The 26,405-nt window shown below is 39.5% G+C and carries 33 protein-coding genes and 3 tRNA genes; 31 read left to right on the forward strand and 5 right to left on the reverse strand.

All coding sequences use genetic code 11. The annotated features are described in order from the left end of the window. Positions 1 to 87 precede the first annotated feature (87 nt). The 6 genes from nudB to ruvB are packed head-to-tail and all read left to right on the forward strand — an operon-like array spanning position 88 to position 4,100. Positions 88 to 546, forward strand: a complete 459-nt coding sequence (nudB, locus tag INQ00_RS05175) for a dihydroneopterin triphosphate diphosphatase (RefSeq protein WP_197546413.1) — start codon at positions 88 to 90, stop codon at positions 544 to 546. A gap of 47 nt (positions 547 to 593) precedes the next feature. Beyond that, positions 594 to 1,334, forward strand: coding sequence for a YebC/PmpR family DNA-binding transcriptional regulator (locus INQ00_RS05180; protein ID WP_005697071.1), 741 nt, complete (start codon positions 594 to 596; stop codon positions 1,332 to 1,334). Positions 1,335 to 1,351: 17 nt separating this feature from the next. After that, the gene (locus tag INQ00_RS05185) at positions 1,352 to 1,786 is read left to right on the forward strand and encodes an ACP-like domain-containing protein (protein WP_049369189.1); all 435 of its coding nucleotides are present in this window, start codon (positions 1,352 to 1,354) and stop codon (positions 1,784 to 1,786) included. 50 nt (positions 1,787 to 1,836) lie between these two features. Continuing rightward, positions 1,837 to 2,409: a crossover junction endodeoxyribonuclease RuvC gene (gene ruvC / locus INQ00_RS05190; RefSeq protein ID WP_005697069.1), complete on the forward strand. Its 573-nt coding sequence runs from the start codon at positions 1,837 to 1,839 to the stop codon at positions 2,407 to 2,409. 58 nt (positions 2,410 to 2,467) lie between these two features. Continuing rightward, on the forward strand, positions 2,468 to 3,079 hold the full coding sequence (gene ruvA / locus INQ00_RS05195; protein ID WP_197546414.1) for a Holliday junction branch migration protein RuvA: 612 nt from the start codon (positions 2,468 to 2,470) through the stop codon (positions 3,077 to 3,079). 13 nt (positions 3,080 to 3,092) lie between these two features. Beyond that, entirely contained in the window at positions 3,093 to 4,100 is a 1,008-nt protein-coding gene (gene ruvB / locus INQ00_RS05200; protein WP_041918230.1) for a Holliday junction branch migration DNA helicase RuvB, read from the forward strand. Between the two features lie 55 nt (positions 4,101 to 4,155). Here the strand turns inward: ruvB and INQ00_RS05205 are convergent, their stop codons facing one another. After that, complete coding sequence (locus INQ00_RS05205) at positions 4,156 to 4,467, reverse strand: DUF5339 domain-containing protein (RefSeq protein ID WP_049368010.1); 312 nt, start codon at positions 4,465 to 4,467, stop codon at positions 4,156 to 4,158. A gap of 458 nt (positions 4,468 to 4,925) precedes the next feature. Here INQ00_RS05205 and INQ00_RS05210 point away from each other — a divergent pair, with 458 nt between their 5' ends. The 25 genes from INQ00_RS05210 (at position 4,926) to iscX (ending at position 21,473) form a co-directional block, all read left to right on the forward strand. Further along, positions 4,926 to 6,491, forward strand: a complete 1,566-nt coding sequence (locus INQ00_RS05210) for a cytochrome ubiquinol oxidase subunit I (RefSeq protein ID WP_054418270.1) — start codon at positions 4,926 to 4,928, stop codon at positions 6,489 to 6,491. Positions 6,492 to 6,505: 14 nt separating this feature from the next. Further along, positions 6,506 to 7,645, forward strand: coding sequence for a cytochrome d ubiquinol oxidase subunit II (gene cydB, locus INQ00_RS05215; protein WP_197546415.1), 1,140 nt, complete (start codon positions 6,506 to 6,508; stop codon positions 7,643 to 7,645). An 11-nt stretch (positions 7,646 to 7,656) separates the two neighbouring features. Further along, a complete protein-coding gene (locus tag INQ00_RS05220) occupies positions 7,657 to 7,755 on the forward strand; it encodes a cytochrome bd oxidase small subunit, CydX/CbdX family (protein ID WP_101494276.1) in 99 nt (32 codons plus the stop codon). Positions 7,756 to 7,757: 2 nt separating this feature from the next. Beyond that, complete coding sequence (gene ybgE, locus INQ00_RS05225; protein ID WP_049381656.1) at positions 7,758 to 8,045, forward strand: cyd operon protein YbgE; 288 nt, start codon at positions 7,758 to 7,760, stop codon at positions 8,043 to 8,045. Between the two features lie 71 nt (positions 8,046 to 8,116). Beyond that, complete coding sequence (gene ybgC / locus INQ00_RS05230) at positions 8,117 to 8,545, forward strand: tol-pal system-associated acyl-CoA thioesterase (RefSeq protein ID WP_197546416.1); 429 nt, start codon at positions 8,117 to 8,119, stop codon at positions 8,543 to 8,545. A 20-nt stretch (positions 8,546 to 8,565) separates the two neighbouring features. Beyond that, positions 8,566 to 9,252 carry a protein TolQ gene (gene tolQ / locus INQ00_RS05235; protein ID WP_197546417.1) on the forward strand — a complete coding sequence of 229 codons (687 nt, stop codon included), beginning with the start codon at positions 8,566 to 8,568 and terminating at the stop codon, positions 9,250 to 9,252. A gap of 78 nt (positions 9,253 to 9,330) precedes the next feature. Next, positions 9,331 to 9,750, forward strand: coding sequence for a colicin uptake protein TolR (gene tolR, locus INQ00_RS05240; protein ID WP_014064913.1), 420 nt, complete (start codon positions 9,331 to 9,333; stop codon positions 9,748 to 9,750). Between the two features lie 18 nt (positions 9,751 to 9,768). Beyond that, on the forward strand, positions 9,769 to 10,998 hold the full coding sequence (tolA, locus tag INQ00_RS05245; protein ID WP_197546418.1) for a cell envelope integrity protein TolA: 1,230 nt from the start codon (positions 9,769 to 9,771) through the stop codon (positions 10,996 to 10,998). A 41-nt stretch (positions 10,999 to 11,039) separates the two neighbouring features. Continuing rightward, positions 11,040 to 12,323 carry a Tol-Pal system beta propeller repeat protein TolB gene (gene tolB, locus INQ00_RS05250; RefSeq protein ID WP_014064915.1) on the forward strand — a complete coding sequence of 428 codons (1,284 nt, stop codon included), beginning with the start codon at positions 11,040 to 11,042 and terminating at the stop codon, positions 12,321 to 12,323. Between the two features lie 24 nt (positions 12,324 to 12,347). Beyond that, a complete protein-coding gene (gene pal, locus INQ00_RS05255; protein WP_014064916.1) occupies positions 12,348 to 12,818 on the forward strand; it encodes a peptidoglycan-associated lipoprotein Pal in 471 nt (156 codons plus the stop codon). Between the two features lie 173 nt (positions 12,819 to 12,991). Next, positions 12,992 to 13,067: transfer RNA gene (locus INQ00_RS05260), tRNA-Lys, on the forward strand. A gap of 25 nt (positions 13,068 to 13,092) precedes the next feature. Continuing rightward, a tRNA-Lys gene (locus tag INQ00_RS05265) sits at positions 13,093 to 13,168 on the forward strand. Positions 13,169 to 13,197: 29 nt separating this feature from the next. Then, positions 13,198 to 13,273, forward strand: a tRNA-Lys gene (locus INQ00_RS05270). Between the two features lie 123 nt (positions 13,274 to 13,396). Next, positions 13,397 to 14,116 (forward strand): tRNA (cytosine(32)/uridine(32)-2'-O)-methyltransferase TrmJ, encoded by a 720-nt coding sequence (gene trmJ / locus INQ00_RS05275; protein WP_197546419.1) that lies wholly within the window; start codon positions 13,397 to 13,399, stop codon positions 14,114 to 14,116. Positions 14,117 to 14,175: 59 nt separating this feature from the next. Beyond that, positions 14,176 to 14,631, forward strand: coding sequence for a Fe-S cluster assembly transcriptional regulator IscR (iscR, locus tag INQ00_RS05280; protein ID WP_054418259.1), 456 nt, complete (start codon positions 14,176 to 14,178; stop codon positions 14,629 to 14,631). Positions 14,632 to 14,694: 63 nt separating this feature from the next. Further along, complete coding sequence (locus INQ00_RS05285; RefSeq protein WP_049381928.1) at positions 14,695 to 15,909, forward strand: IscS subfamily cysteine desulfurase; 1,215 nt, start codon at positions 14,695 to 14,697, stop codon at positions 15,907 to 15,909. Between the two features lie 54 nt (positions 15,910 to 15,963). After that, on the forward strand, positions 15,964 to 16,347 hold the full coding sequence (gene iscU / locus INQ00_RS05290) for a Fe-S cluster assembly scaffold IscU (protein WP_005696665.1): 384 nt from the start codon (positions 15,964 to 15,966) through the stop codon (positions 16,345 to 16,347). 84 nt (positions 16,348 to 16,431) lie between these two features. After that, the gene (locus INQ00_RS05295) at positions 16,432 to 16,884 is read left to right on the forward strand and encodes a hypothetical protein (protein ID WP_197546420.1); all 453 of its coding nucleotides are present in this window, start codon (positions 16,432 to 16,434) and stop codon (positions 16,882 to 16,884) included. 18 nt (positions 16,885 to 16,902) lie between these two features. Further along, positions 16,903 to 17,370, forward strand: a complete 468-nt coding sequence (locus INQ00_RS05300) for a hypothetical protein (RefSeq protein ID WP_197546421.1) — start codon at positions 16,903 to 16,905, stop codon at positions 17,368 to 17,370. 9 nt (positions 17,371 to 17,379) lie between these two features. Further along, the gene (gene iscA, locus INQ00_RS05305; RefSeq protein WP_054418253.1) at positions 17,380 to 17,703 is read left to right on the forward strand and encodes an iron-sulfur cluster assembly protein IscA; all 324 of its coding nucleotides are present in this window, start codon (positions 17,380 to 17,382) and stop codon (positions 17,701 to 17,703) included. Between the two features lie 9 nt (positions 17,704 to 17,712). Then, on the forward strand, positions 17,713 to 18,234 hold the full coding sequence (hscB, locus tag INQ00_RS05310) for a Fe-S protein assembly co-chaperone HscB (protein ID WP_197546422.1): 522 nt from the start codon (positions 17,713 to 17,715) through the stop codon (positions 18,232 to 18,234). Between the two features lie 74 nt (positions 18,235 to 18,308). After that, positions 18,309 to 18,995 carry a DUF2625 domain-containing protein gene (locus INQ00_RS05315; RefSeq protein ID WP_197546423.1) on the forward strand — a complete coding sequence of 229 codons (687 nt, stop codon included), beginning with the start codon at positions 18,309 to 18,311 and terminating at the stop codon, positions 18,993 to 18,995. A gap of 40 nt (positions 18,996 to 19,035) precedes the next feature. Then, a complete protein-coding gene (hscA, locus tag INQ00_RS05320; protein ID WP_197546424.1) occupies positions 19,036 to 20,892 on the forward strand; it encodes a Fe-S protein assembly chaperone HscA in 1,857 nt (618 codons plus the stop codon). 45 nt (positions 20,893 to 20,937) lie between these two features. Continuing rightward, a complete protein-coding gene (fdx, locus tag INQ00_RS05325) occupies positions 20,938 to 21,279 on the forward strand; it encodes an ISC system 2Fe-2S type ferredoxin (RefSeq protein ID WP_005696659.1) in 342 nt (113 codons plus the stop codon). Continuing rightward, on the forward strand, positions 21,279 to 21,473 hold the full coding sequence (iscX, locus tag INQ00_RS05330) for a Fe-S cluster assembly protein IscX (RefSeq protein WP_197546425.1): 195 nt from the start codon (positions 21,279 to 21,281) through the stop codon (positions 21,471 to 21,473). Before fdx ends, iscX begins: the two co-directional genes overlap by 1 nt. A 113-nt stretch (positions 21,474 to 21,586) precedes the next feature. Here the strand turns inward: iscX and mglC are convergent, their stop codons facing one another. The 4 genes from mglC to INQ00_RS05350 form a co-directional block, all read right to left on the reverse strand. After that, entirely contained in the window at positions 21,587 to 22,597 is a 1,011-nt protein-coding gene (gene mglC, locus INQ00_RS05335) for a galactose/methyl galactoside ABC transporter permease MglC (RefSeq protein ID WP_049373959.1), read from the reverse strand. An 18-nt stretch (positions 22,598 to 22,615) separates the two neighbouring features. Next, positions 22,616 to 24,130, reverse strand: a complete 1,515-nt coding sequence (gene mglA, locus INQ00_RS05340; protein WP_070775710.1) for a galactose/methyl galactoside ABC transporter ATP-binding protein MglA — start codon at positions 24,128 to 24,130, stop codon at positions 22,616 to 22,618. A gap of 78 nt (positions 24,131 to 24,208) precedes the next feature. Then, on the reverse strand, positions 24,209 to 25,204 hold the full coding sequence (gene mglB / locus INQ00_RS05345; protein ID WP_049384358.1) for a galactose/glucose ABC transporter substrate-binding protein MglB: 996 nt from the start codon (positions 25,202 to 25,204) through the stop codon (positions 24,209 to 24,211). Positions 25,205 to 25,384: 180 nt separating this feature from the next. Then, the gene (locus tag INQ00_RS05350; RefSeq protein WP_065244398.1) at positions 25,385 to 26,392 is read right to left on the reverse strand and encodes a substrate-binding domain-containing protein; all 1,008 of its coding nucleotides are present in this window, start codon (positions 26,390 to 26,392) and stop codon (positions 25,385 to 25,387) included. Positions 26,393 to 26,405: the final 13 nt, after the last annotated feature.

Below are 26,405 nucleotides of genomic sequence, written 5' to 3' on the forward strand. Positions count from 1 at the left end.
TTACCGCACTTTAGTTTTAAAGTGCGGTAATTTTTTTGAAAGTTTTTAGTAGAAAAGGTATGATGCTGCCCATTCTCAATTATGTAGATGACGAGCTTGAAATATAAAAATAATCAATCAGTTCTCGTGGTAATTTATGCGGAAAGCACGCATCGTGTTCTTATGCTTCAACGCCAAGATGATTCCACTTTTTGGCAATCCGTTACGGGGACACTGGAAACCAATGAAACACCAAGAGAAACAGCAATTCGAGAAGTTTGGGAAGAAGTAGGATTAAAAATAGAAGAAAATTCGACCGCACTTTTTGATTGTAAAGAGAGTATAGAATTTGAAATTTTTCCGCATTTCCGCTATAAATACGCACCGAATGTGACTCACTGCCATGAACATTGGTTTTTATTGGCAGTTGAGCAGGAATTTGAACCGATATTAAGTGAGCATTTGGCGTATCAATGGGTTTCACCAGAATATGCGATCCAAATGACAAAATCGCCGAATAATGCCGAGGTCATCAAAAAATATTTGATGAACGGCTTTCCTCTATAGAAGAGGATTTCATTTAAAAACGTTTTTAAGATAAGAAGGAAAACAACATGGCAGGCCATAGTAAGTGGGCAAATATTAAACACCGTAAAGCAGCACAAGATGCGCAACGCGGTAAAATTTTTACAAAATTAATTCGTGAATTAGTGACTGCTGCAAAAATTGGTGGCGGTGATGTCAGTGCAAACCCGCGTTTACGTGCGGCAGTAGATAAAGCCTTATCGAGCAACATGACTCGCGACACCATCAACCGTGCGATTGAACGCGGTGTGGGCGGTGGTGATGACACCAATATGGAAACAAGAATTTACGAAGGTTATGGTCCGGGTGGAACTGCTGTGATGGTTGAGTGTCTAAGTGACAACGCAAACCGAACCATCTCACAGGTTCGCCCAAGTTTCACTAAATGTGGTGGTAACTTAGGGACTGAAGGTTCAGTGGGCTACTTATTCAGCAAAAAAGGCTTGATTTTAATTAGCCAAGGTGAAGAAGATGCGTTAATGGAGGCGGCAATTGAAGCCGGTGCGGATGATGTTCAACCGCAAGATGATGGTTCATTCGAAATCTATACCGCGTGGGAAGATTTAGGTTCTGTGCGCGATGCAATCGAAGCAGCAGGATTTAAAATTGATAACGCAGAAGTGACAATGATTCCATCAACAACAGTTGATCTTGATCTTGAAACTGCGCCTAAATTGTTGCGTTTAATTGACATGTTAGAAGACTGTGACGATGTACAAAACGTATATCATAACGGTGAAATTAGTGATGAAGTTGCAGCTCAGCTGTAATTTTAAGGAGATTTATAATGAAATTTGCTAAAGTATTACCAGCAATGGCCGCTCTTGTTGTTTTATCTGCGTGTGCAAGCGATGCACCAAAAATGGAAAACAAAGCGGAACAAATGGCCACCCCTACTGTAACGGATAAAACGGTAGTTTATACTTGTAACAAGAAAACTGTAACTGCAGTTTATCAATTCGAAAACCAAGAGCCAACAGCAGCAATGGTGATGGTGGGTAACAAAGTTATCGCGAAAGATTTTGCTCGTGATGCAGCTCAAAAAGACTTCACCTCATTTACTTCAGGCAAATATGTTTGGAACGTAGATAGTGGTTTAACTTTAGATAAATTTGATTCTGTTGTGCCAGTAAATCTTTTAATCAAAGGCAAAAAAGCAGACAAAATTGTTGTGAAAAACTGTGATGTAGATGCAAAAGCAACTGCAAAAGCAAACCAATAATTAACGCTAAAAACGGCCGGCATTGACCGGCCGTTTATTTTTGAGAATTTATGAGTATTATTTTAGGCATTGACCCAGGTTCTCGTGTAACAGGCTATGGTGTGATTAGACAAAATGGTCGGCATTTAGAATATCTCGGTAGTGGAGCAATCCGCACGCAGGTAGAGGATTTACCTACACGCTTAAAACGAATTTATGCTGGCGTAACAGAAATCATCACACAATTCCAGCCCGATATGTTTGCCATTGAACAAGTGTTTATGGCTAAAAATGCGGATTCAGCTTTAAAACTGGGGCAAGCACGTGGTACGGCGATTGTGGCAGCCGTGAACCATGATTTACCGGTATTTGAATATGCCGCTCGTTTGGTGAAACAGACTGTCGTTGGGATTGGTTCTGCAGATAAAGTTCAAGTTCAAGACATGGTGACACGAATTTTGAAGCTTTCAGATAAACCACAAGCTGATGCGGCAGATGCTTTAGCCATTGCGATCACTCATGCTCATACCATTCAACATTCCTTGCATATTGCAGGCTCGGTCAAAACCACAGAAACACACGAAAAAATGACCGCACTTTTAAAAACAAGGTACAGCCGAGGTCGATTTAGATTAAAAATTTAACTGGATTAATATCCAGTTTTATTTTATTCTATGCAAAATTTTTTTACATGGAAATCTTATGATCGGTCGTTTAAAAGGCATCTTATTAGAAAAACAACCACCTGAAATTTTGCTTGATGTACAAGGTGTCGGTTACGAATTATTGTTACCGATGACCAGTTTTTATGACTTACCTGAAATTGGGAAAGAAACTACTTTATTTACCCATCTTGTTGTGCGTGAAGATGCTCATCTTCTTTTTGGATTTGCCCAAAAAACTGACCGCACTTTATTCCGTGAATTAATTAAAACTAATGGTGTTGGTCCTAAATTGGCACTCGCAATTTTATCTGCAATGTCAGTAGAGCAGTTTGCTTACGCTATTGAACGAGAAGAACTGTCGAAATTAGTTAAAATTCCTGGTGTGGGCAAGAAAACGGCTGAACGCTTATTGGTAGAGTTAAAAGGGAAGTTTAAAGATGTTCGCCAAAGTGATTTCTTTGTGGAGAGCAAGCATATTCCTTCAACTTCAGAATTACGTCAAGTGGAGAGCTCAGCTGATGAAGCGGTTGCTGCATTGGTTGCGTTAGGTTATAAACCAACCGACGCTGAAAAAATGGTGAAAAAAGTAGCTAAAACTGACTTGAGCAGTGAGCAATTAATTCGCGAAGCCTTAAAAGCCGCATTATAAAGATTAAACAGATATGATCGAAGCAGATAGAATTATTAGCAGTCAGGCAAAGATGGATGAAGATGTCATCGATCGTGCGATTCGTCCAAAGCTTTTAGCAGACTATGTGGGACAGCCACAAGTGCGAGAGCAAATGGATATTTTCATTAAGGCGGCGAAATTGCGTCAAGATGCCTTAGATCATCTTTTGATCTTCGGCCCTCCAGGTTTAGGAAAAACAACGCTAGCTAATATTGTGGCAAATGAAATGGGCGTGAATATTCGCACAACATCAGGGCCTGTGCTTGAAAAAGCCGGCGATTTGGCAGCAATGCTGACAAATCTTGAACCCCATGATGTGTTGTTTATTGATGAAATTCACCGTCTTTCTCCTGCGATTGAAGAAGTGCTTTATCCAGCAATGGAAGATTATCAGCTAGATATTATGATCGGAGAAGGGCCAGCGGCACGTTCAATTAAATTGGATTTACCACCTTTCACATTAATTGGTGCAACAACTCGAGCGGGTTCGTTAACTTCGCCACTACGTGATCGTTTTGGTATTGTTCAGCGTTTAGAATTTTATTCCGTTGAAGATTTAACTTCTATTGTGACAAGAAGTGCCTCTTGCTTAAATCTAGAATTAGAAGATAAAGCCGCTTTTGAAGTGGCTCGTCGTTCACGTGGCACACCTCGCATTGCAAACCGTTTATTGCGTCGCGTTCGAGATTTTGCTGATGTGCGTAATGATGGCATTATATCGGCAGACATTGCGAAGCAAGCGCTTTCAATGTTAGATGTAGATGATGCGGGCTTTGATTACTTAGATAGAAAATTGCTTACCGCAGTGATTGAACGTTTTGATGGTGGACCAGTTGGGTTAGATAACTTGGCTGCAGCAATAGGTGAAGAACGAGACACTATCGAGGATGTTTTAGAACCTTACTTGATTCAACAAGGATTTTTACAGCGTACGCCTCGAGGCCGAATTGCGACCTCGTTAACTTATCGACACTTCGGACTTCAGAAGCCGTCAGAATAAGAGATAGAAAAAAGGACATATTGATATCAATATGTCCTTTCTTTTTGAAACCTGCTTAGTTAGTTCCTTCAGTATAGCTCTTCATGCTATTTAATCTTGCTAAACCCACATCACAGCTTTTTTGTTGAGTCGCTAATTCCATCTCGAGAATTTGCTGTTTGCTTTGATTAAGTTTACTTTTGATTTTACCTACTTGAGTATGAGTGCCAGGCTGTTTTTCTGCTTGAGCAATCAAATTTTCTGTTTCTTTAAATAACTGTGTACATTGTTGTGGAAGAGCAGCTTTGTTTTCTGTAAGAGGTGCTGCGGTAGCAGATAATGCCATAGAACCGAAAAGTGCGGTCAAAATTACGCAAATTTTTTTCATTGTAAATCCCTACAAATCTTTCCAAATATTATTAGGCTAAAAAATAGCAAAATCTTGCAGCCCTGTCTAGTGATTATTTTGTCCATTTTTTTTAAATAAAGTTTCCTTGTGATAGATAAATTTTTCCATTTTGAGCAAAAAATACAGAATTTGATGTGGATCAATTTTGTCATTGTTATGCAAAATAGGGTATTTTGTAACTTATATCAAAAAATGTGATCAAGATAACGGTTTTTTCTGTTTTTTATCCTCATAAATAGTAGTAGAATATGGCAAATTTTTGAATATTTATACTGTAATCGGTTACTGTATTCTGTTTTGAGAATAGAAAAGGCAATTATTACGTAAATAATTCAATATTTCTTAACAATTTCTGTTGAGTAGTTTGGGGTGGTTATTTGGGGTTATCCTGGGTAATCATAAAGTGAAAATCTTGTAGATTTATACAAGGAGTTGAGATGTTAGACGTTGTTGATCTCTCACGCTTGCAGTTTGCATTAACTGCGTTATATCACTTCATTTTTGTACCATTAACATTAGGTTTATCTTTCGTTCTTGTGATCATGGAAACCATTTATGTTAAAACGGGCAAAGAAGTATATAAAGATATGACAAAATTCTGGGGTAAGTTATTTGGTATTAACTTTGCTCTAGGGGTGACGACCGGTATTATCATGGAGTTCCAATTCGGGACAAACTGGTCTTATTATTCTCACTATGTAGGTGATATTTTCGGTGCGCCATTAGCAATCGAAGCATTACTTGCGTTCTTCTTAGAGTCCACTTTCGTGGGTCTATTCTTCTTTGGTTGGGATCGTTTAACTAAAGGTAAACACTTACTCGCAACTTACTGCGTAGCCTTTGGTTCAAACCTTTCTGCGATGTGGATTTTAGTCGCGAATGGTTGGATGCAACATCCGGTAGCGGCAGAGTTTAACTTTGAAACCGTTCGTATGGAAATGACCAGCTTCTTAGATCTTTGGTTAAATACAGTTGCGCAAAGTAAATTCTTACACACATTAACAGCAGGTTATTCAACTGGTGCTATGTTTGTATTAGGTATTAGTGCATTTTATTTATTAAAAGGCCGTGATATTGGTTTTGCTAAACGTTCATTCTCTGTAGCAGCAACCTTTGGCTTTATCGCGGCATCAGCAGTATTAATTATGGGTGATGAATCAGGTTACGACATCGGTAAAGCACAACCTGTGAAATTAGCTGCAATGGAAGCTGAGTTTGAAACTCATCCTGCACCAGCCCCATTCCACCCAGTGGCAATTCCAAATACTGCAGAAATGAAAAATGATTTTGCGATTGAAATCCCATATTTAGGTGGTTTAATTGCAACGCGTTCTTTAGACACTGAAATCGTTGGTTTGAAAGAAATTCAAGCAAAAAATGAAGGTCGTGTTCGTAACGGTATGGTTGCTTATGATTTATTCACACAATTAAAAGCAGAGAAAAAATCAGCAGGCCAAGTAAATCCAGAAACTAAAGCAAAATTTGATGAAGTCAAAGGTGATTTAGGTTTCGGTTTATTATTAAAACGTTACACAGATAAAGTTGTAGATGCAACGGATGAACAAATTAAACAAGCAGCACGTGATACTATTCCAAACGTAGGTCCTAACTTCTGGGCGTTCCGTGGTATGTTAGCAGCAGGCGGTTTAATTATTTTACTGACCTTTGGTGCATTTGTTCAAAATTTACGTAATAAAGTGACTTCTTCTCGCTTATTACTTAAAGCATTGCTTTGGGGTATCCCATTGCCAATCTTAGCGATTGAATTTGGTTGGTTCTTAGCTGAATTTGGTCGTCAACCATGGGCGATTTATGAAGTATTACCGGTAGGTGTATCTGCCTCTAACTTGAGTGTAGGTGACTTATGGTTCTCTATCGGTTTAATTTGTGTACTTTACTTCTTCTTCATTATTGCAGAAATGTATTTGATGTTTAAATATGCACGTTTAGGTCCAAGTGCATTGAAAACCGGCAAATACTATTTTGAGCAATCATCTAAATAAGCAGGAGATGGATTATGCTTGATTATGAAATTCTACGTATTATTTGGTGGGTGCTAGTTGTTGTATTGCTTATCGGTTTCGCTGTAACAGATGGATTCGATATGGGCGTGACCGCACTTTTACCAGTAGCAGGTAAGAAAGAAGTAGAAAAACGAATTATGATTAACTCTATTGCTCCACACTGGGATGGTAACCAAGTTTGGTTATTAACCGCTGGTGGTGCAATCTTTGCGGCATGGCCGATTGTTTACTCTGTGGCGTTTTCAGGCTTCTATATTGCCTTATTCCTCGTGTTAGCCGCGTTATTTTTCCGTCCAATTGGTTTTGAATATCGTGCGAAAATTGATAATCCAACATGGCGTGCTGTGTGGGATTGGGGCTTGTTTGCGGGTGGTTTTGTACCTGCATTAGTATTCGGTGTAGCATTTGGTAATTTATTACAAGGTGTACCATTCGAATTAAATGAGCTTTCACAAGCTACTTACACAGGTTCTTTCTTTGCATTATTAAATCCATTCGCATTACTTTGCGGTGTGTTAAGCCTTGCAATGCTAGTGACTCACGGTGCGAACTGGTTACAAATGAAAACCACTGCAGCATTGCGTGATCGTGCAAGAGCAATTACACAAATCGGTGCATTAGTGACATTAATTACTTTTGTACTTGCAGGTGTGTGGCTTTCTTTCAAAGATGGTTATGTTGTGACTAGCGCAGTGGATCACTTTGCTGCATCAGCGCCAGCTTCAGGTAAACAAGTGGCAGTTGAAGCAGGTGCATGGTTTAAAAACTTCAATGAAAATCCAGCTTTATGGGCATTCCCAGCATTAGCAGTAGTTGGTGCATTATTGAATGTGGTTGCATCTAAAGCAAATCGTTGTGGTTTCGCGTTCTTATTCTCAGTATTAACAATGGCTGGTGTAATTATCACTGCGGCAGTATCAATGTTCCCATTTGTAATGCCTTCAAGTACTCATCCAGAACAAAGCTTGTTAATGTGGGATGCAACGTCAAGTGAATTAACATTAACCTTAATGTTCTACTTGGCACTAGTATTTGTTACCATCTCATTGCTTTACACCATTTGGGCATACTACAAAATGTTTGGTCGCTTGGATGAAAGCTTTGTTGAAGACAACAAAAACTCATTATACTAAGGAGAAACAATATGTTATACGTAATTTGGGTAGTGGGTGTGTTGGCTGCAGTTATGGTGAGTGCTAAATTGACCATTGGCAAAGAAAAGTCAGGTAAATTTGACGAGTAATGATGATTAATTCACTCTATCAATTAAGTAATAAGGGTTCCTTGCGAACCCTTTCGTTTATTTTAGCGTTATTTTTAACTGCGGCTTTCTTTTTAAATTTAAGTCAATTTTCGACCGCACTTCGAACTGCTCATCCTGCTTGGATTCTCGCAATCTTTTGGGGATTGATTAATTTATGGATCCACGGCATTGGATTTGATATTCGTCGGGCAATATGGCAGCTTGTTTTCTTGCCATTTATTGGTTATTTCACCACAATAATCGCCATTGTTCAGCATTGGTTATTATAAGAACGATAGACAAATATTATTATTTGGATCTTGCACATCTTATGAACAGGTTCTAAAATAAGCGGTTTGTTATGGCTGATAATTTGAGCATTATTTTGAATAACCAATGTTTTACCTTTCCGGTTCGTGTGTATTATGAGGACACGGATGCAGGCGGAGTAGTGTATCACGCACGTTACTTACATTTTTTTGAACGAGCGAGAACAGAATATTTAAGAACGCTTAATTTTTCCCAACAATCATTATTGCAGGAACAACAGTTAGCTTTTGTGGTCAAAACCATGTCTATTGACTATTGTATTCCGGCAAAATTGGATGATTATCTTATTGTCGAAACTAAAATAACGGCAGTGAAAGGGGCGACAATCCTCTTTGAACAGCGGTTAGTTCGTGAGACGGTGGTGTTATCAAAGGCTACTGTTAAGGTAGCCTGTGTTGATCTAGGCAAAATGAAACCTGTCGCAATTCCTGAAGAATTAAAAGCGGCATTTTTAAAGTAAATAACTTTTCGGAGTATGCAATGACTGCAGAATTGAACTTTTTAGATCTTTTTCTAAAAGCGAGTATCGTTGTTCAACTTGTAATTGTGATCTTAATTTCGTTCTCAATTATTTCTTGGGCAATCATCATTCAACGTAGCCGTATTTTGACGAGCGCGTTAAAAGAAGCGAACACTTTTGAAGATCGTTTCTGGTCTGGTGAAGATTTAAATAAACTTTATGATGGTTTATCTAATCGTCGTGAAGTATTAACAGGTAGCGAACAAATTTTCTTTGTCGGCTTTAAAGAATTCTCTCGCTTAAAACAAGTGAATGCGAATGCACCAGAAGCAATCATCAAAGGCACAACTCGTGCGATGAACCTTGCGATGAATCGTGAAGTGGAATCTCTTGAAAGTCGTGTACCTTTCTTAGCAACAGTTGCTTCTGTAAGTCCATATATTGGTTTATTTGGTACCGTTTGGGGGATCATGCACGCATTTATGGCATTAAGTGGTGCGAAACAAGCAACATTACAAATGGTTGCTCCAGGTATCGCAGAAGCCTTGATTGCAACAGCAATCGGTTTGTTTGCGGCGATTCCAGCTGTAATGGCGTATAACCGCTTAAGCTTACGTGTAAATGCGATTGAACAAAATTATGGTAACTTCATTGATGAATTCACCACAATTTTACATCGTCAAGCTTTTGGTAAAGCGCCCCATTAAAAATAAATGAAAAATTGACCGCGCTTAATAAATAAAACGAAAAGTGCGGTGGATTTTAGCGAAGTTTTAGAGGAAATTATGGCTCGTCGTCAGCGTAAAGACATTAAATCTGAAATTAACATCGTGCCATTTCTCGATGTTCTTTTAGTTTTAGTGTTAATTTTTATGGCAACCGCGCCGATTATCAGTCAGAGCGTTCAAGTGGAACTCCCTGATTCGGTGCAAAGTCAAAATGTATCAAATGAAGATAAAACACCGGTTATTTTAGAAGTAGCAGGTATTGGGCAGTATTCGATTTCTATTGGTGGTCAACGCCAAGAAGGCCTTAACGAAGAAATGGTAACCCAATTATCAAAACAAGAATTTGATAAAGACAATAACACAATGTTCTTAGTGGGCGGAGCAAAAGATGTACCTTATGAAGAAGTGATTAAAGCACTGAATTTACTACATCTTGCCGGCATTAAGTCTGTGGGTTTAATGACCAACCCAATTTAAGAATAAGTAGGTAAAACCGTGCAGAATAATCGACGAAAAAAACGTGCAAATGAGTTTGTCATCTCTATTGCGATGCACCTTGCATTGTTTGGTTTGTTGATTTGGAGCTCTCTTTATCAAACCGTTGAAATAATGGGTGGTGGAGAAGGTGAAGGTGATGCCATGGGAGCTGTGATGGTCGATACTGGCAGCGCAGCACAGGAATGGGGACGTATTCAACAACAGAAAAAAGGTCAAACTGATAAACAGAAGAAACCAGAGCCTGTAGTTGAAGAGAAAAAACCAGAGCCTGAACCTGAACCAAATCAGCAAGAAATTGCGAAACAAGAAGAGATTAAGCGTCAGCAGGAAATTCAACGTCAAAAAGAACTTGAAAAACAAAAGCAGCAAGAAATTGAAAAGCAAAAGCAAAAACAGCAACAAGAGCTTGCTCGTCAAGAGGCGTTAGAAAAACAGAAACAGGCTGAAGAAGCAAAAGCAAAACAAGCTGCAGAGGCAGCGAAGTTGAAAGCTGAAGCCGAGGCAAAACGTTTAGCGGCAGCCGCTAAACAGGCTGAAGAAGAGGCGAAAGCGAAGGCACAAGCTGAAGCTCAAAAAGCGAAAGAAAAAGCAGAAGCAGATGCTAAAGCCAAGGCTGAGGCGAAAGCGAAAGCAGAGGCTGAAGCAAAAGCGAAGGCAAAAGCTGAGGCAGACGCCAAGGCTAAAGCAGAAGCAGATGCTAAGGCGAAAGCGAAAGCAGAGGCTGAAGCAAAAGCCAAGGCAGAAGCAAAAGCTAAAGCGGATGCAGAAGCTAAAGCGAAGGCTGATGCGAAAGCCAAAGCTGATGCAGCAAAACGTAAAGCGGATCAAGCAGCTTTAGATGATTTCATGAACGGTGGTGACATCGGTGGTGGTAGCGCATCTAAAGGTGGCAATGCGAATAAAGGCGGTACGCAAGGTAGTGGTGCGGGACTTGGGGCTGGAGACGGTGGCAAGGTCGGTGACCAATATGCAGGTGTAATTAAGCGTGAAATTCAACGCCGCTTCTTAAAAGATCCAAGTTTTGCCGGTAAAGTTTGCCGCATTAAAATTCAACTCGGTCGAGATGGTACTATTTTAGGTTACCAACGAGTTTCTGGACCTGATGATATCTGTACCGCAGCATTAAGCGCGGTGGCGAGAACGAAAAAAGTTCCAGCGGCACCATCTGATGCAGTGTATGAGAAATATAAAGCGCCGGCTATCGATTTTGATATCAATGCTCGATAATCGGTTTTAGAAAAATAACAACGTTAAAATAAGGTGATTAAATGAAATTGATCAAACGTGTTATGGGGCTATTTGTGGTGATGTTTGCATTTGCAAGCACAGCAATGGCAGAAGATGAAGTTCGAATTGTGATTGATGAAGGGGTTGATGGGGCTCGTCCTATCGCAGTTGTTCCTTTCGCAGGTTCTGCACCTGAAAATATTGGTCAAATTGTTGCGGATGACTTACGTAATAGTGGTAAATTTAATCCAATTCCAGTAAGTCAAATGCCACAACAACCAACAACCGCAGCAGAAGTGAAACCAGAGGCTTGGACTGCTTTAGGTATTGATGCTGTTGTGGTAGGTCAAGTGACTTCAACTGGTAGTGGTTATAACATTTCTTATCAGTTAGTTGATACTGTGGGCGCATCAGGTACACCTGGTGCGGTGCTTGCACAAAATAGCTATACAGTGACAAATAAATGGTTACGCTATGGTGCACATACTGTGAGTGATGAAGTATTTGAAAAATTAACCGGTATTCGTGGTGCTTTCAGAACGCGTATCGCTTATGTGGTGCAAAAAAATGGTGGCTCACAACCTTATGAAGTTCGTGTAGCAGATTATGATGGTTACAATCAATTCATCGTAAATCGTAGCTCACAACCAATTATGTCTCCAGCATGGTCTCCAGACGGTAAACGTTTAGCTTACGTATCTTTTGAGAACAAAAAATCACAACTTGTTGTACAAGACTTAGGTTCAGGTTCTCGTAAAGTGGTTGCTTCTTTCCCTGGACATAATGGTGCGCCAGCATTTTCTCCAGACGGTTCTAAACTTGCGTTTGCTTCTTCACAAGATGGTTTATTAAACATCTATGTAATGAGCTCAAATGGAGGAAAACCTACTCAATTAACTAGCGGTGCGGGTAATAATACAGAACCATCATGGTCTCCAGATGGTAGCTCAATTCTCTTTACTTCAGATAGAAGCGGTTCACCACAAGTTTATCGTATGAGCGCAAGCGGTGGTGGCGCGTCACCAGTAGGTGGTCGCGGTAGTGCGCAAATCAGTAGTGATGGTAAAACACTTGTGATGATCAACGGTAATAACAACGTGGTGAAACAAGATCTCACAACTGGTAGCTCTGAAGTATTAAGTACATCTTTCTTAGGTGAAAGCCCAAGCATTTCTCCTAACGGTATCATGATTATTTACAGCTCTACACAAGGGTTAGGAAAGGTGTTACAATTAGTTTCTGCAGATGGTCGCTTTAAGGCGAGCCTTCCAGGAAGTAATGGCCAAGTGAAATTTCCTGCTTGGTCGCCATATTTGACTAAATAAAAGAACTCATTGAGGAGAAATCTAATGAACAAATTTGTTAAATCATTATTAGTTGCTGGTTCAGTAGCTGCATTAGCAGCATGTAGCTCATCAAACAACGATGCAGCAGGCAACGGTGCTAACAACAACGGCCAAACTTTCGGTGGTTACTCTGTTGAAGATCTTCAACAACGTTACAACACCGTTTACTTCGGTTTCGACAAATTCAACATCGAAGGTGAATACGTTCAAATCTTAGATGCTCACGCTGCATACTTAAATGCAACTCCAGCTTCTAAAGTTGTTGTTGAAGGTAACACTGACGAACGTGGTACTCCAGAGTACAACATCGCTTTAGGTCAACGTCGTGCTGACGCAGTTAAAGGTTTCTTAGCTGGTAAAGGTGTTGACGCTGGTAAAGTATCAACTGTTTCTTACGGTGAAGAAAAACCTGCAGTGTTAGGTCACGATGAAGCAGCATACTCTAAAAACCGTCGTGCAGTGTTAGCATACTAATTTTTAGAGAATCTTGATTCTTATAAAACGGAGAGCAATATGCTCTCCGTTTTTCTTTATCTAAAATTTTCTTAAAAATTGACGAGTATTCACGCAATTAGCACAATTTCTTCAGATTTTTCTTGCGTCAGAAAATAAAATCGGTATTATACGCACCTGTTACGAAATGATGTGGGTCGTTAGCTCAGTCGGTAGAGCAGCGGACTTTTAATCCGTTGGTCGAAGGTTCGAATCCTTCACGACCCACCACTTTTATTTCGAAGAATTCCCAGATGGGTCGTTAGCTCAGTCGGTAGAGCAGCGGACTTTTAATCCGTTGGTCGAAGGTTCGAATCCTTCACGACCCACCATCCATTTATCAAATCATTTTTAACCGGTTGGGTTGTTAGCTCAGTTGGTAGAGCAGCGGACTCTTAATCCGTCGGTCGAGAGTTCGAGTCTCTCACAGCCCACCAGTCAACATCTTATTTCTCCTGTTTGTTAAAAAATTTACAAAAAATTAAAATATTTTCAAAATTCTTGACTATATTTGGCGGTTATTATGGTAGAATATCCACAACTTTAAGTCGGGCATAAAAATGTTACAAAATATTCGTATTATTTTGGTTGAAACATCACACAGTGGGAACATCGGTTCTGCTGCACGTGCGATGAAAACGATGGGATTATCCAATCTCTATTTAGTATCACCAAAATCGGTGGATGAACAATCTATTGCATTAGCCGCTGGCGCAGATGACCTCGTTCGAAATGCCCAAATTGTCGATACTTTTGAGCAAGCAATAGAAGATTGCTCTTTGGTAATTGGTACCAGTGCGAGATTGCGTCATTTACAGAGTACATTGATTGAACCTAGAGAATGTGCCGAGAAAGTCTGTGTTCATCAAGGCCAAGTAGCGATTGTGTTCGGTCGTGAGCGTGTTGGGCTCACAAATGAAGAATTACTTAAATGTCATTATCATTTAAATATTCCCGCTAACCCTGAATATTCCTCGCTAAATCTAGCGATGGCCGTACAGTTAGTGAGTTATGAAATGCGGATGGCATTTTTAGCTAAAGAAAGAACGGAAAGTACACTTTCTACAATAGAAAATATCTATCCGACAGCGCAAGAAATGGAGTATTTTTTTGCGCATACGGAACAGGTATATCAATCACTTGGTTTTATTCAAAATCAAGGTGTTATACAAAAGTTAAGACGGCTTTATAACCGTTCTTCTCTCGAAAAAAATGAATTAAATATCTTGCGTGGAATGTTAAGTGCGGTCGAAAAACGCCTTAATCTGCAAAAAGACTAAAATTGACTATCATAGTCAGATATGTAAACTATCCAAACGACGATTAATAGGGATGCTTTATGAAACTTACATCTAAAGGACGATACGCGGTTACCGCAATTTTAGATATCGCATTACACGCAGGGACAGATCCAGTTTGTTTAGCGGATATCTCAGAACGTCAAAATATTTCACTTTCTTATCTTGAGCAATTATTTGCAAAATTGCGTCGTGGTGGATTAGTAAAAAGCGTTCGTGGTCCGGGTGGTGGCTATCGTTTAGCGTTACCAGCAGATCAAATTTCTATCGGTATGGTGATCTCTGCCGTAAATGAGAACATTAATGTCACAAGATGCCTTGGAAAGGGAAATTGTCAAGGTGGGGTTGAATGTTTAACTCATTCTTTATGGCAAGATTTAAGTGATCGCATTACTGATTTTTTAGATCAGATCACTTTAGCAGAGCTTGTGGAGAAAAAATCAGGAAAACATAAAGCTCACAAAGATTTTGATGATTTGGTTGTTGTTAACCAATAATAGGAAAGTAGATCAAAGTGCGGTCAAAATGATGGCATTTTTGGTAGTTATTTAGGAGTGAAAATGAAATTACCAATTTATTTAGATTATGCAGCAACATGTCCAGTTGATGAACGTGTGGCTAAAAAAATGATGGAATATTTAACCATTGATGGTGTATTCGGTAATCCAGCATCTCGTTCACATAAATTTGGCTGGCAAGCTGAAGAAGCTGTTGATATTGCACGTAATCAAATTGCGGATTTGATTGGCGCAGACTCACGTGAGATCGTGTTTACTTCTGGCGCAACAGAAGCAGATAACCTTGCAATTAAAGGTGCAGCGCACTTTTATCAAACAAAAGGTAAGCACATTATTACTTGCAAAACTGAACACAAAGCCGTATTGGATACTTGTCGTCAGTTAGAGCGTGAAGGCTTTGAAGTCACCTATTTAGATCCAGAAGAAGATGGTTTAATCGATCTTGAGAAATTTAAAGCAGCATTGCGCCCAGACACAATTGTTGTGTCAATTATGCATGTGAATAATGAGATTGGCGTGATTCAAGATATTAAAGCAATTGGTGAGCTTTGCCGTGCAAACAAAACCATTTTCCATGTAGATGCAACACAAAGTGTCGGTAAAGTCGAAATCAATCTCGCGGAATTACAGGTTGATTTAATGTCAATGTCTAGCCACAAATTGTACGGACCAAAAGGGATTGGTGCATTATATGTATGCCGTAAACCGCGTGTTCGTTTAGAAGCAATTATCCATGGTGGTGGTCACGAACGTGGTATGCGTTCAGGTACATTACCTGTACACCAAATCGTTGGTATGGGTGAAGCATATCGTATTGCAAAAGAAGAAATGGATACTGAAATTCCTCGTATCCGAGCATTGCGCGATCGTTTATACAATGGTCTTAAAGACATTGAAGAAACCTATGTAAATGGTTCAATGGAGCATCGTGTCGCAAATAATTTGAATATCAGCTTTAACTATGTTGAAGGTGAGTCGTTAATGATGGCATTACGTGATATCGCAGTATCTTCTGGTTCTGCTTGTACGTCTGCAAGTTTAGAGCCATCTTATGTATTACGTGCATTAGGTCGTAATGATGAATTAGCACATAGCTCAATTCGTTTCACTCTTGGTCGTTGGACCACTGAAGAAGAAATTGATTACACCATTAATTTAATGCATGGTGCAGTAGCGAAACTTCGCGAATTATCCCCACTTTGGGATATGTTCAAAGAAGGCATTGATTTAAACACTATTGAGTGGGCTGCCCACTAATTTTCAAAGCGGCTTGACCGCCTGATAGCAACTTATTTAGGAAAGGAAAAGAATATGGCATACAGTGAAAAAGTTATCGATCATTACGAAAATCCACGCAATGTTGGTTCAATGGACAAAAAAGATAATTCTGTGGGCACCGGCATGGTGGGCGCGCCAGCTTGTGGTGATGTTATGCAGTTACAAATCAAAGTAAATGACAGCGGCATTATTGAAGATGCAAAATTTAAAACTTATGGTTGTGGTTCTGCGATTGCTTCTAGCTCTTTAATTACTGAATGGGTAAAAGGCAAATCTTTAGATGAAGCAGGTGCAATCAAAAACAGCCAAATTGCGGAAGAACTTGAATTACCACCAGTAAAAGTTCACTGCTCAATCTTAGCTGAAGACGCAATTAAAGCCGCCATTGCAGACTACAAAAATAAACAAGGTAAGTAATCAAAAGTGCGGCCGAAAATGACCGCACTTTATACTTAATATATGAGCGTCGAGAAATTAAGCTCTTAGAAAGGTGCAGTTGTCATGACGTTAGAGAAAAAAATTGCAATTGCTAGTGTGGCATTATGTTTGCTTACATCACTTGCATTTTCCATTCATTTGCTCTTTGCAGATTCCTATGTGGTTGAAGAAGAAACTTCAGTTCGGATTCAGATATTTTTTGGTATCCTAGCTTGGTTTTGGGGATCAATGATTGCATCGTTTATTTTATATACGAGATTACGTAGTGCAGCAGTATCAGCTGCAGCTTTGCTTGCATTTGCTATCTATGTGCTACTTATTTATTTATCTGTAAAAAATGGCGGTTCAGGTACAGAATTTATCTGGCCTGCATATTCTGTTTGGTGTGTAGCTTGCTTTGTATTGTCAATTTTAATAGTGCTCTTTAAGCCGGCAATTTTTACTTGCTCAGCAAAATCAGCATTTTTCTCAACACTCATTATCAACGCAGCTTCTTTATCAATTGTGATACTTTAGACTATGTAGGAACAATTTATGTCTATGACATTAGAGAAAAAAATTGCCATTGCTAGTGTGGCATTATGTTTGCTTACACCACTTGCACTTTTGCTCTATTTTGAGTTTACAAATTCCTATGAGATTAAAACCTCACTTCGGATTCAGTTATTTTTTCGTAACCTAGCTTGGTTTTGGGGCCCAATGATCGCATCGTTTATTTTATATACAAGATTACGTAGTGCTGCTGTAACGGCTTCAGCTTTATTGGCTTTTGCTCTTCATGCATTATTTTCTTATTTACTTGCAAAAGATGGCGGTTTAGGTGGCGAATTTATCTGGCTTCTATATTCTGTTTGGGGTGCGGTTTGCTTTGTATTGTCAAGTTTAATTGTGCTCTTTAAGCCTGCAATTTTTATCCGCTCCGCAAAATCAGCATTTTTCTCAACACTCATTATCAACCTATTGGCGGCACCTTTAGCAATAATGATATTTAAAACTATGTAGGAATAGATCATGTCTATAACATTAACTGAAAAAGCAGCAGAACGAGTTCGCACTTTTCTTGAAAATCGTGGAAAAGGCATTGGTTTACGCTTAGGTGTGAAAACATCAGGTTGTTCGGGTTTAGGCTATGTGCTTGAATTCGTGGATGTGCTCAATGATGACGATCTTGTGTTTGAGCAGCATGGCGTGAAAGTCATAGTCGATCCAAAAAGCTTGGTTTATTTAAATGGCATTGAGCTAGATTACGTTAAAGAAGGCTTGAACGAAGGCTTTAAATATAACAACCCGAACGTGAAAGAATCTTGTGGTTGTGGTGAGAGTTTCCACGTTTAAGGAATAGAAATGACAAATCCTTTTGCTATTTTTGATTTGCCCGTTGCTTTTAATGTTGATCAAGCCCTTTTGTCTGAACGCTATTTAGTGCTTCAAAAGAGCTTGCACCCTGATAATTTTGTTACGGCAGATGCGCAAGAACAATGTATCGCAATGCAAAAGTCGACAGAAGTTAATGATGCATTAAAAACCTTGAAAGACCCGATTCTACGAGCAGAAGCAATTATTGCGTTAAATACGGGAAAAGCACAGGATTTAGAGCAAAAGAGCACACAAGATATGGCATTCCTAATGCAGCAATTAGAATGGCGAGAAGAGCTCGAAAATATTGAGCAAAGCCAGGATGAAAATGCATTAGAATCCTTTGCGAAACGCGTTAAAAAAGAAACAAAAGAAATGTTGACCGCACTTGAAGAACAACTAAATGAGCAACAATGGTCAACTGCTGCACAGCTCTGTGATAAATTACGTTTTCTAAAAAAATTGGCGGATGAAATTAGCCAAGTAGAAGAACGTCTATTTGAATTATAATCTTGAGGGCGTTTAATACGCCCTTTTCGCTATTGATAAATGGGTAATTGCCCTCATACTAATGAAACTCGATTATGCAAACTTTAGAACAACTGACTGATGCCTCAAAATCTGCTTGGGGAACCATTTCCCAATGGATTGAGCATGCTCGTAATCATTGTGATGTGATTAAAAAAGATCAATCTAGTGCAGAACGTGAGCTTTTCACCATGCAAATGCCCACTTCTTCTCCTATGGGGGCGGTTATTTATGAAACTGGTGGCATTTTAATCCATCATGGTTGGTTGCGTATATTAGGTTCAGGCAGTTTTAAATTACCACGTGGATTAATGGATTGGAATTTCAGCAAATCCTTTAATCAATCAGGTGATAAACCAAAATATTTGCTCGTTGCAGACGATGTCATTGGTGGTTATTTTGCTTTAAATGGTGGGTCTTTAGGTTCTAATCTTGGTAAGATTTATTATTTTTCGCCAAAAGACTTAACTTGGCATGATTTAAATTTTACCTATACGGATTTCTTGGCTTGGGCATTAAATGGTGACATTGAAGCATTTTACCAAAATCTGTTTTGGCAAAATTGGCAAGAAGATGTAAAACAACTCGATGGTAACCACATGATTGTTTTTACACCAGAGCTTTCAGAAGATAAGACGACTGAGATTAAACAGCGTGAACGACGCGAAGTCAACATTGAAACCCATTACAACGCAAGTTTCACCGAACAAGATAAATTTGCACAAGCTTATTCAGTAGCATAACGAGCCCTTAACGAATTAATTATTAGAGATAAAAAGAGATATGGCATTACTCCAAATTGCAGAGCCGGGACAAACGGCAGCACCACATCAACATCGTCTTGCGGTAGGGATTGATTTAGGTACAACAAACTCTTTAGTTGCGGCTGTACGTAGCGGTCAAGCCACCATTTTAAATGATGAACAAGATAGAAGCCTTGTCCCTTCAGTCGTTTATTATGGTGAAAATGAAAAACTTGTTGGTACTGAAGCGTTCGCACAAGCAACGGTTGATCCTAAAAATACCATTATTTCCGTAAAACGTTTGATTGGTCGTAGTCTTGCCGATGTGCAAGCTCGTTATACAAACTTGCCCTATGAGTTTGTGGCAAGTGAAAATGGGTTACCATTATTGGTCACGCATCAAGGCAAAAAAAGCCCAATTGAAGTCTCTTCGGATATTTTATCTCGTTTAAATCATATTGCAGAACAACGCCTTGCAGGTGAGCTTTCTGGCGTGGTGATTACTGTCCCTGCTTATTTTGATGATGCTCAACGCCAAAGTACGAAAGATGCAGCACGTCTTGCAGGGTTGAATGTATTACGTTTATTAAATGAACCTACTGCAGCAGCGGTCGCTTATGGCTTAGATAGCGGAAAAGAAGGCGTCATTGCTGTGTATGACTTAGGTGGCGGTACCTTTGATATCTCAATTTTACGCTTATCTAAAGGTGTATTTGAAGTTTTAGCAACGGGTGGGGATACTGCCTTAGGTGGTGATGATTTTGACCATTTAATTGCCGATTGGATTGTTGAGCAAGCAGGTATTCAACCACAAAATGTAAATGAGCAGCGTGAGCTTTTAAGCTTAGCGACTCAGACTAAAATTGCTTTAACGAGTGAGCAAAGTGCGGTCATTTCTTGGCGCGGATTTGAAGGTGAGTTAAGTCGTGAGCAATTTAATGAATTAATCCACTCATTAGTAAAACGTTCGTTATTAACCTGTCGTCGTGCATTGAAAGATGCGCATGTTGAAGCTGAAGATGTACAGGAAGTGGTTATGGTTGGAGGCTCAACTCGCGTGCCTTACGTACGTGAGCAAGTGGGCGAATTTTTCGGTAAAACACCATTAACCTCTATCGACCCAGATAAAGTGGTTGCCTTAGGTGCGGCAATTCAAGCGGATATTTTAGTGGGCAACAAGAATGACAGTGATATGCTGTTACTTGATGTGGTGCCGCTTTCTTTAGGTATTGAAACCGTGGGCGGTTTAGTGGAGAAAATCATTCCACGTAACACCACGATTCCAGTGGCTCGCGCGCAAGAATTTACCACCTTTAAAGATGGTCAAACTGCGATGACGGTACATGTAGTACAAGGTGAACGGGAATTAGTGGATGATTGCCGTTCTTTAGGTCGTTTTACGTTGCGTGGTATTCCGCCAATGGTGGCAGGCGCGGCTCATATTCGAGTGACTTATCAAGTGGATGCAGATGGCTTATTAAGTGTAACCGCCATGGAAAAATCCACAAAAGTCCAAGCATCGATTCAAATTAAGCCTTCTTATGGTTTAACGGATGAAGAAGTAACGGCAATGATTAAAGCTTCTTTTGATAATGCACAAGATGATATGCAAGCCCGTGAATTAGCCGAGCAGCGCGTTGAGGCTGATCGTGTGATTGAAAGCGTGATTGTAGCATTACAACAAGATGGGGCTGACTTATTAACCGAAGCCGAATTCCACCAAATTGAAAATGCATTGAAACAACTAATGGATGTAAAAGAAGGCGCAGATCGTCATGCTATCGTTCAAGGAATCAAAGCCCTTGATGTTGCGACTCAAGAATTTGCGGCAAGACGAATGAATAAATCTATTAATCAAGCGCTTACAGGTAAATCTGTATCAGATATTGAGCAATAAAGTGCGGTTATAAATTAACGAGTTTTTTATATTGAGGAAAGTAATATGCCAAAAGTGATTTTTTTACCGAATGAAGAATTCTGTCCAGAGGGTATGGTGGTTGATGCAGCAGCAGGCGACAACTTATTAGAAGTGGCACATAATGCGGGCGTTGAAATTCATCATGCTTGCGATGGTTCTTGTGCTTGTACAACATGCCATGTAGTCATTCGTGAAGGGTTTGATTCATTAAATGAAGCCAGCGATCAAGAAGAAGATATGCTAGATAAAGCATGGGGCTTAGAAATGGATAGCCGCCTTTCTTGCCAATGTGTCGTGGGTGATGAAGATTTAGTGGTGGAAATCCCTAAATATAATATTAACCATGCAAATGAGGCGGCTCACTAATGAAATGGACTGATGCCCAACTTATTGCAGAAGAACTTTATGATCGTAATCCAGATTTAGATCCTAAAACGATACGTTTCACGGATTTGCATAAGTGGATTTGTGAACTAGACGGTTTTGATGATGATCCAATGAAATCTAACGAGAGTATTCTGGAAGCGATTTTGTTGAAATGGTTAGATGAATACGAGTAATCGATTCGATTAAAAAAGCGAGCTGAGAGGCTCGCTTTTTGTTTTGAGAATTTACCTCAAAATAAAACCGCACTTTATTACTAAAGTGCGGTTATTTTTATCGTTGTTTTTAATTATTTTTTCTTCGCATATTTTAAGGAGTCGATAGCAACCGCGAGGATGATAATGCTACCTTTAATGATATATTGCCAGTAAGGGTTTACACCGATGTAAGTTAAACCGTAGTTAATAACGGTGAAGATGATAACACCCGTGATTACGCCGATAACAGTACCCACACCACCGGCGAAAGATACACCACCTACTACGCAGGCAGCAATCGCATCTAATTCATACATGAAACCGAGGTTGTTGGTAGCACTACCGATACGACCTGCTTCTAACATACCACCGAATGCATAGAACATACCAGCAATCATGTAAATCACAACAAGGTTACGCGCTACGTTTACGCCAGATACTTTTGCGGCTTCAGGGTTACCACCGATAGCAAAGATATTTTTACCGAAGCGTGTTTTATTCCACATTACCCAAACTAAGAATGCACAAATCGCCGCATAAATAGTGATGTAGGATAATTTAAACGAACCAAGTCTGAAGAAGCCTTGTGCGAAGTTAGAGAAAGATTCACTGAAACCTGCAATTGGTGAGCCACCTACGCCATCATAATAAAGTGAGTTGAAACCGTAAACGATGATCATGGTACCCATGGTTGCAATGAACGGGGTTACATTGAGATAAGCGATAACTAAACCGTTCACTAAGCCGATTACAGCACCTACCGCACAAACAGTCAGGATAACTACTGGAATAGGAATTTCACCTAAATCTGGGAACACGCGGTTCATGTTTTCCATTGATTGTAAGAGAGTAGCAGAAATAACAGCTGCTAAACCTACTTGGCGACCGGCTGATAAGTCGGTACCTTGAGTGATTAGCAAGCCTGCAACACCAAGGGCGATAATGAGACGGACGGATGATTGAGTTAAAATGTTACTAAAGTTGCGAACATTCAAGAATGTTGGATCTTGTGCGATGATGATGCCAAGTAAAATCAACAACACAAAATAAATCGCATTTTGTTTTAAGAAATCGAATGATTTATTTTTTGGTAAGGCACTCATAATTTGTTCCTTTATGATTTATAAATATTTTGCGGCAAGTTGCAAAATTTCTTCTTGAGACGTTTTTGCCGTTTCAACGATGCCGGCAACACGACCATTACTCATGACCAAAATTCGGTCTGTTACGCCTAATAGTTCCGGCATTTCTGATGAAATCATAATGATGCCTTTATCTTTTTTAGCGAGTTCTTGAATGAGCTGATAAATTTCAAATTTTGCCCCAATATCAATACCACGAGTTGGTTCGTCGAGCATTAAGATATCTGGTTGGGTTAAAAGCCAACGGCCGATAATGACTTTTTGTTGGTTACCACCAGAAAGCGATCCAATCGTTGTTTTGTGAGAAGGTGTTTTCACGTTCATCGCATCAATCACCCATTGTGTATCGCTTGCCATTTTTTTGTTGCTAAGCAATTTCCATGGGGTGAGGTAAGATTTCATATTTGAAATCAAAGAGTTAAATTCAATGCTTAGGTTTGAATAAATCCCGGTTGAACGACGTTCCTCAGTCACCAAAGCAAAACCGTGGTTAATCGCCTCAAGTGCGGTATGATTTTTCACGATTTTTCCGTTGAGTTTGATCGTCCCTTCTTTTAATTCGCGTACACCAAAAATGGCTTCCACAATATCGGTTCGTTTTGCACCAACAAGACCTGCAATACCTAAAATTTCACCTTTGCGTAAATTAAAGGAAACATCTTGAATAGAAGGTTGATTCACCGCAGTTAAATGTTCCACTTCAAGTGTGATTTCTTTTGGTACGTTAGTTCTTTCAGGGAAACGTTGTGTTAATTCACGGCCTACCATCATTGAAACAATTTCTTCCATGGTGGTGCCTTTAACTTGAACGGTATTGATCCATTTACCATCACGAAGAATGGTGATTTCATCACAAATTTTGAAGATTTCATCCATTTTGTGTGAAATATAGATAATGCCACAACCGCGATCTTTTAATTTTTGAATAATTTTGAAAAGATGTTCCACTTCTTTTTCTGAAAGTGAGGATGTTGGCTCATCCATAATTACGATTTTAGCGTTATAAGAGAACGCTTTCGCAATTTCGATCATCTGCATTTGTGAAACGGAAAGTTTGGCCACTTTTTCTTTTGGATCAACATCAATATCCAATTCATCGAAAATCGCTTTGGTATCACGATACATTTTGGCGTGATCCACAAAAGGACCTTTAAGTGGGTAGCGACCCAACCATAAGTTATCCATTACACTGGTTTGACGCACCAAGTTAAGTTCTTGGTGAACCATTGAAATCCCATTTTCAAGGGCTTCTTTTGATGTTTTAAAATCAACAGGTTTGCCTAAGAATAAAATTTCACCTTCGTCTTTTGCATAAATTCCGAAGAGGCATTTTAATAATGTAGATTTACCCGCCCCGTTTTCGCCCATCAAGGCGTGAACAGAGTGAGAACGAACTGTTAGATTGGCGTGATCAAGGGCTTTTACACCGGGGAAAGACTTACTGACATCCGTCATTGTCAGTAGTACATCACTGTCTTGGGTTTGAGTTGTCATATCCAACCTCATCAAAAAGGGGGAAAGGGAATTTGGGTTTCCTTTCCCCCTAAAATTAAAGAAAAGCAATAGATTTTCTTATTTTAAGAATTCACTTAGGTTATCTTTATCTACACCAACATAAGGGATACGTACCACACGGTTTTCTAATTTCCATTGTGTACCTTCTGTTGCTGCTTTACCGTTAGCAAGGTTTGCAGAAAGTTGAACAACTGCTTTACCTTGGTTAACGCCATCGTTTAACACAGTACCAGCAATTTCGCCTTTCTTAATTAATTGAAGTACTTCTGGTAATGCATCTACACCAAAGATTGGTAATTTTTTACCGTGTGCTTTGGTTGCTTCTAATGCACCTAATGCCATACCGTCATTGTTTGAAATAATCATTTCAATTTCGTTAGCTTTAGAGCTAGATAACCATGCATCCACTTTATCTTTAGCCATTGCTGCATCCCACATACCGGTATCAATAAATAATTGCTCGGTTGGAATACCTTTCGCATTTAATTGCTCAATCACATATTTAGTACGTGCTTCAGCATCAGGGTGGCCAGGTTCACCTTTTAATAATACATATTGGATTTTACCGTCTTTGTTTAAGTCTAAGGCTGGCATTGCTTTCCATTGTTTCGCAATTAAGTCACCTTGGATTAAACCAGATTCTTTCGGGTCTGTACCAACATAGTAAGCGTGATCGTAGCTACCAATTGCTTTTGCACCTGGGTCTTTATTGAAGAAAACAACAGGAATGTCATCTTGTTTAGCTTTCTTGATAACAGTTGACGCTGCAGCTGGGTCTACTAAGTTAATGGCTAGGGCTTTTACACCTTTAGAAAGCAAACCATCCACTTGGTCATTTTGAATAGATTGTGCATTTTGAGAGTCATTCATTAATAACTCAATGCCGCCAAGCGCTTTCGCTTCTTTATCGATTTCTTTACGCATTAATGACATGAAGTTGTCATCATATTTATAAATGGTAACACCAATGCGGTTATCGGCTGCGAAACCTGAAGTTGCTGAACCTAAACCGATTGCTAAAGCGACTGCACTTAATACTGCTGTTTTTTTCATAAAAACGCTCCTATGTAGAGAAAGAGATTTTATTGTTGATTTTTTATATATCAAATAGAGGAATGTTGCGTACATCTATTGCAACTGAATCCATCATAACGAAATCAAAACTGTTAATCTGTGATCAAACTCACATAAATGAAAACGATTACATAGCAATGTTTAAATTTGTGATCTCCATCACGGTTTTATTGCATTTTCTACGGAAAAACGTCTCACCAATGTTGGATTAAATTGAACAACAGTCGGTGTAACAATAGACGAATCGACTAAACTTAACGCTAGTTTTGCCGCATAATTTGCCATTAAATCAATTGGATATCGAATCGTAGTGAGTTTTGGGATTAAATATCGAGCAATTGGCATATCATCAAATCCCACAATGGAAAATTGTTTCGGGACTTTGATATTGTTTTCATTTAAAACGGAAATTGCCCCCGCTGCCATTGTATCGTTATAGGCCACCACTGCGGTTAAATTGGAGTTGTAGCTCAATAAATCAATCATGGCTTTTTCACCGCCTTCAAAATCAGGCGAATTATGCACAATGGCTTGTTCTACAATGGGGAAGTTATGCGCTTCTAAGGCCTCTAAGTAGCCTTCCTTGCGCTCAGTTTCATCTAAAATACCGTGGTTGGAACCAATGTAGGCGATGTGCTTATGACCATAACGAATCAGTATTTCAGTGGCAAGATAGGTACCTTGGCGGTTATCAAGGCTGACGCAACGATTTTCATAACCCGCAATCACGCGGTTAATTACCACCATACCGGGTACATTTTCTAAATAATGTTGTAACTCTTCGTCAGAAAGGGCTTTGGAATGAACAACCAAACAGCTACAACGCTTGCGTAGCAAGGTATCAATGGCTTCACGCTCTTTTTCTGCATGATGGTATCCAATGCCGATCAAAATCGTTTTTTGATGCTCTTCAGCGACTTTATCGACCGATTTAACCAAGATAGCAAAGAACGGATCCGTTACATCGGTAACCACCACGCCAATGGTATCAGTATTTTGTACTGCCAGAGCTTGTGCGTTTGCATTGGGTTGATAATTTAAGACTTCCATTGCACGTTGTACCGAATAACGGGTTTTTTCACTCACAGATGGGGAGCGATTAATCACCCGGGAAACAGTGGCAACCGACACACAAGCTAATTCAGCAACATCTCGAATTGTAGGCATAACAGGGCTCTCA

The sequence above is a fragment of the Haemophilus parainfluenzae genome, from assembly GCF_014931275.1.
Lineage (GTDB): Bacteria > Pseudomonadota > Gammaproteobacteria > Enterobacterales > Pasteurellaceae > Haemophilus_D.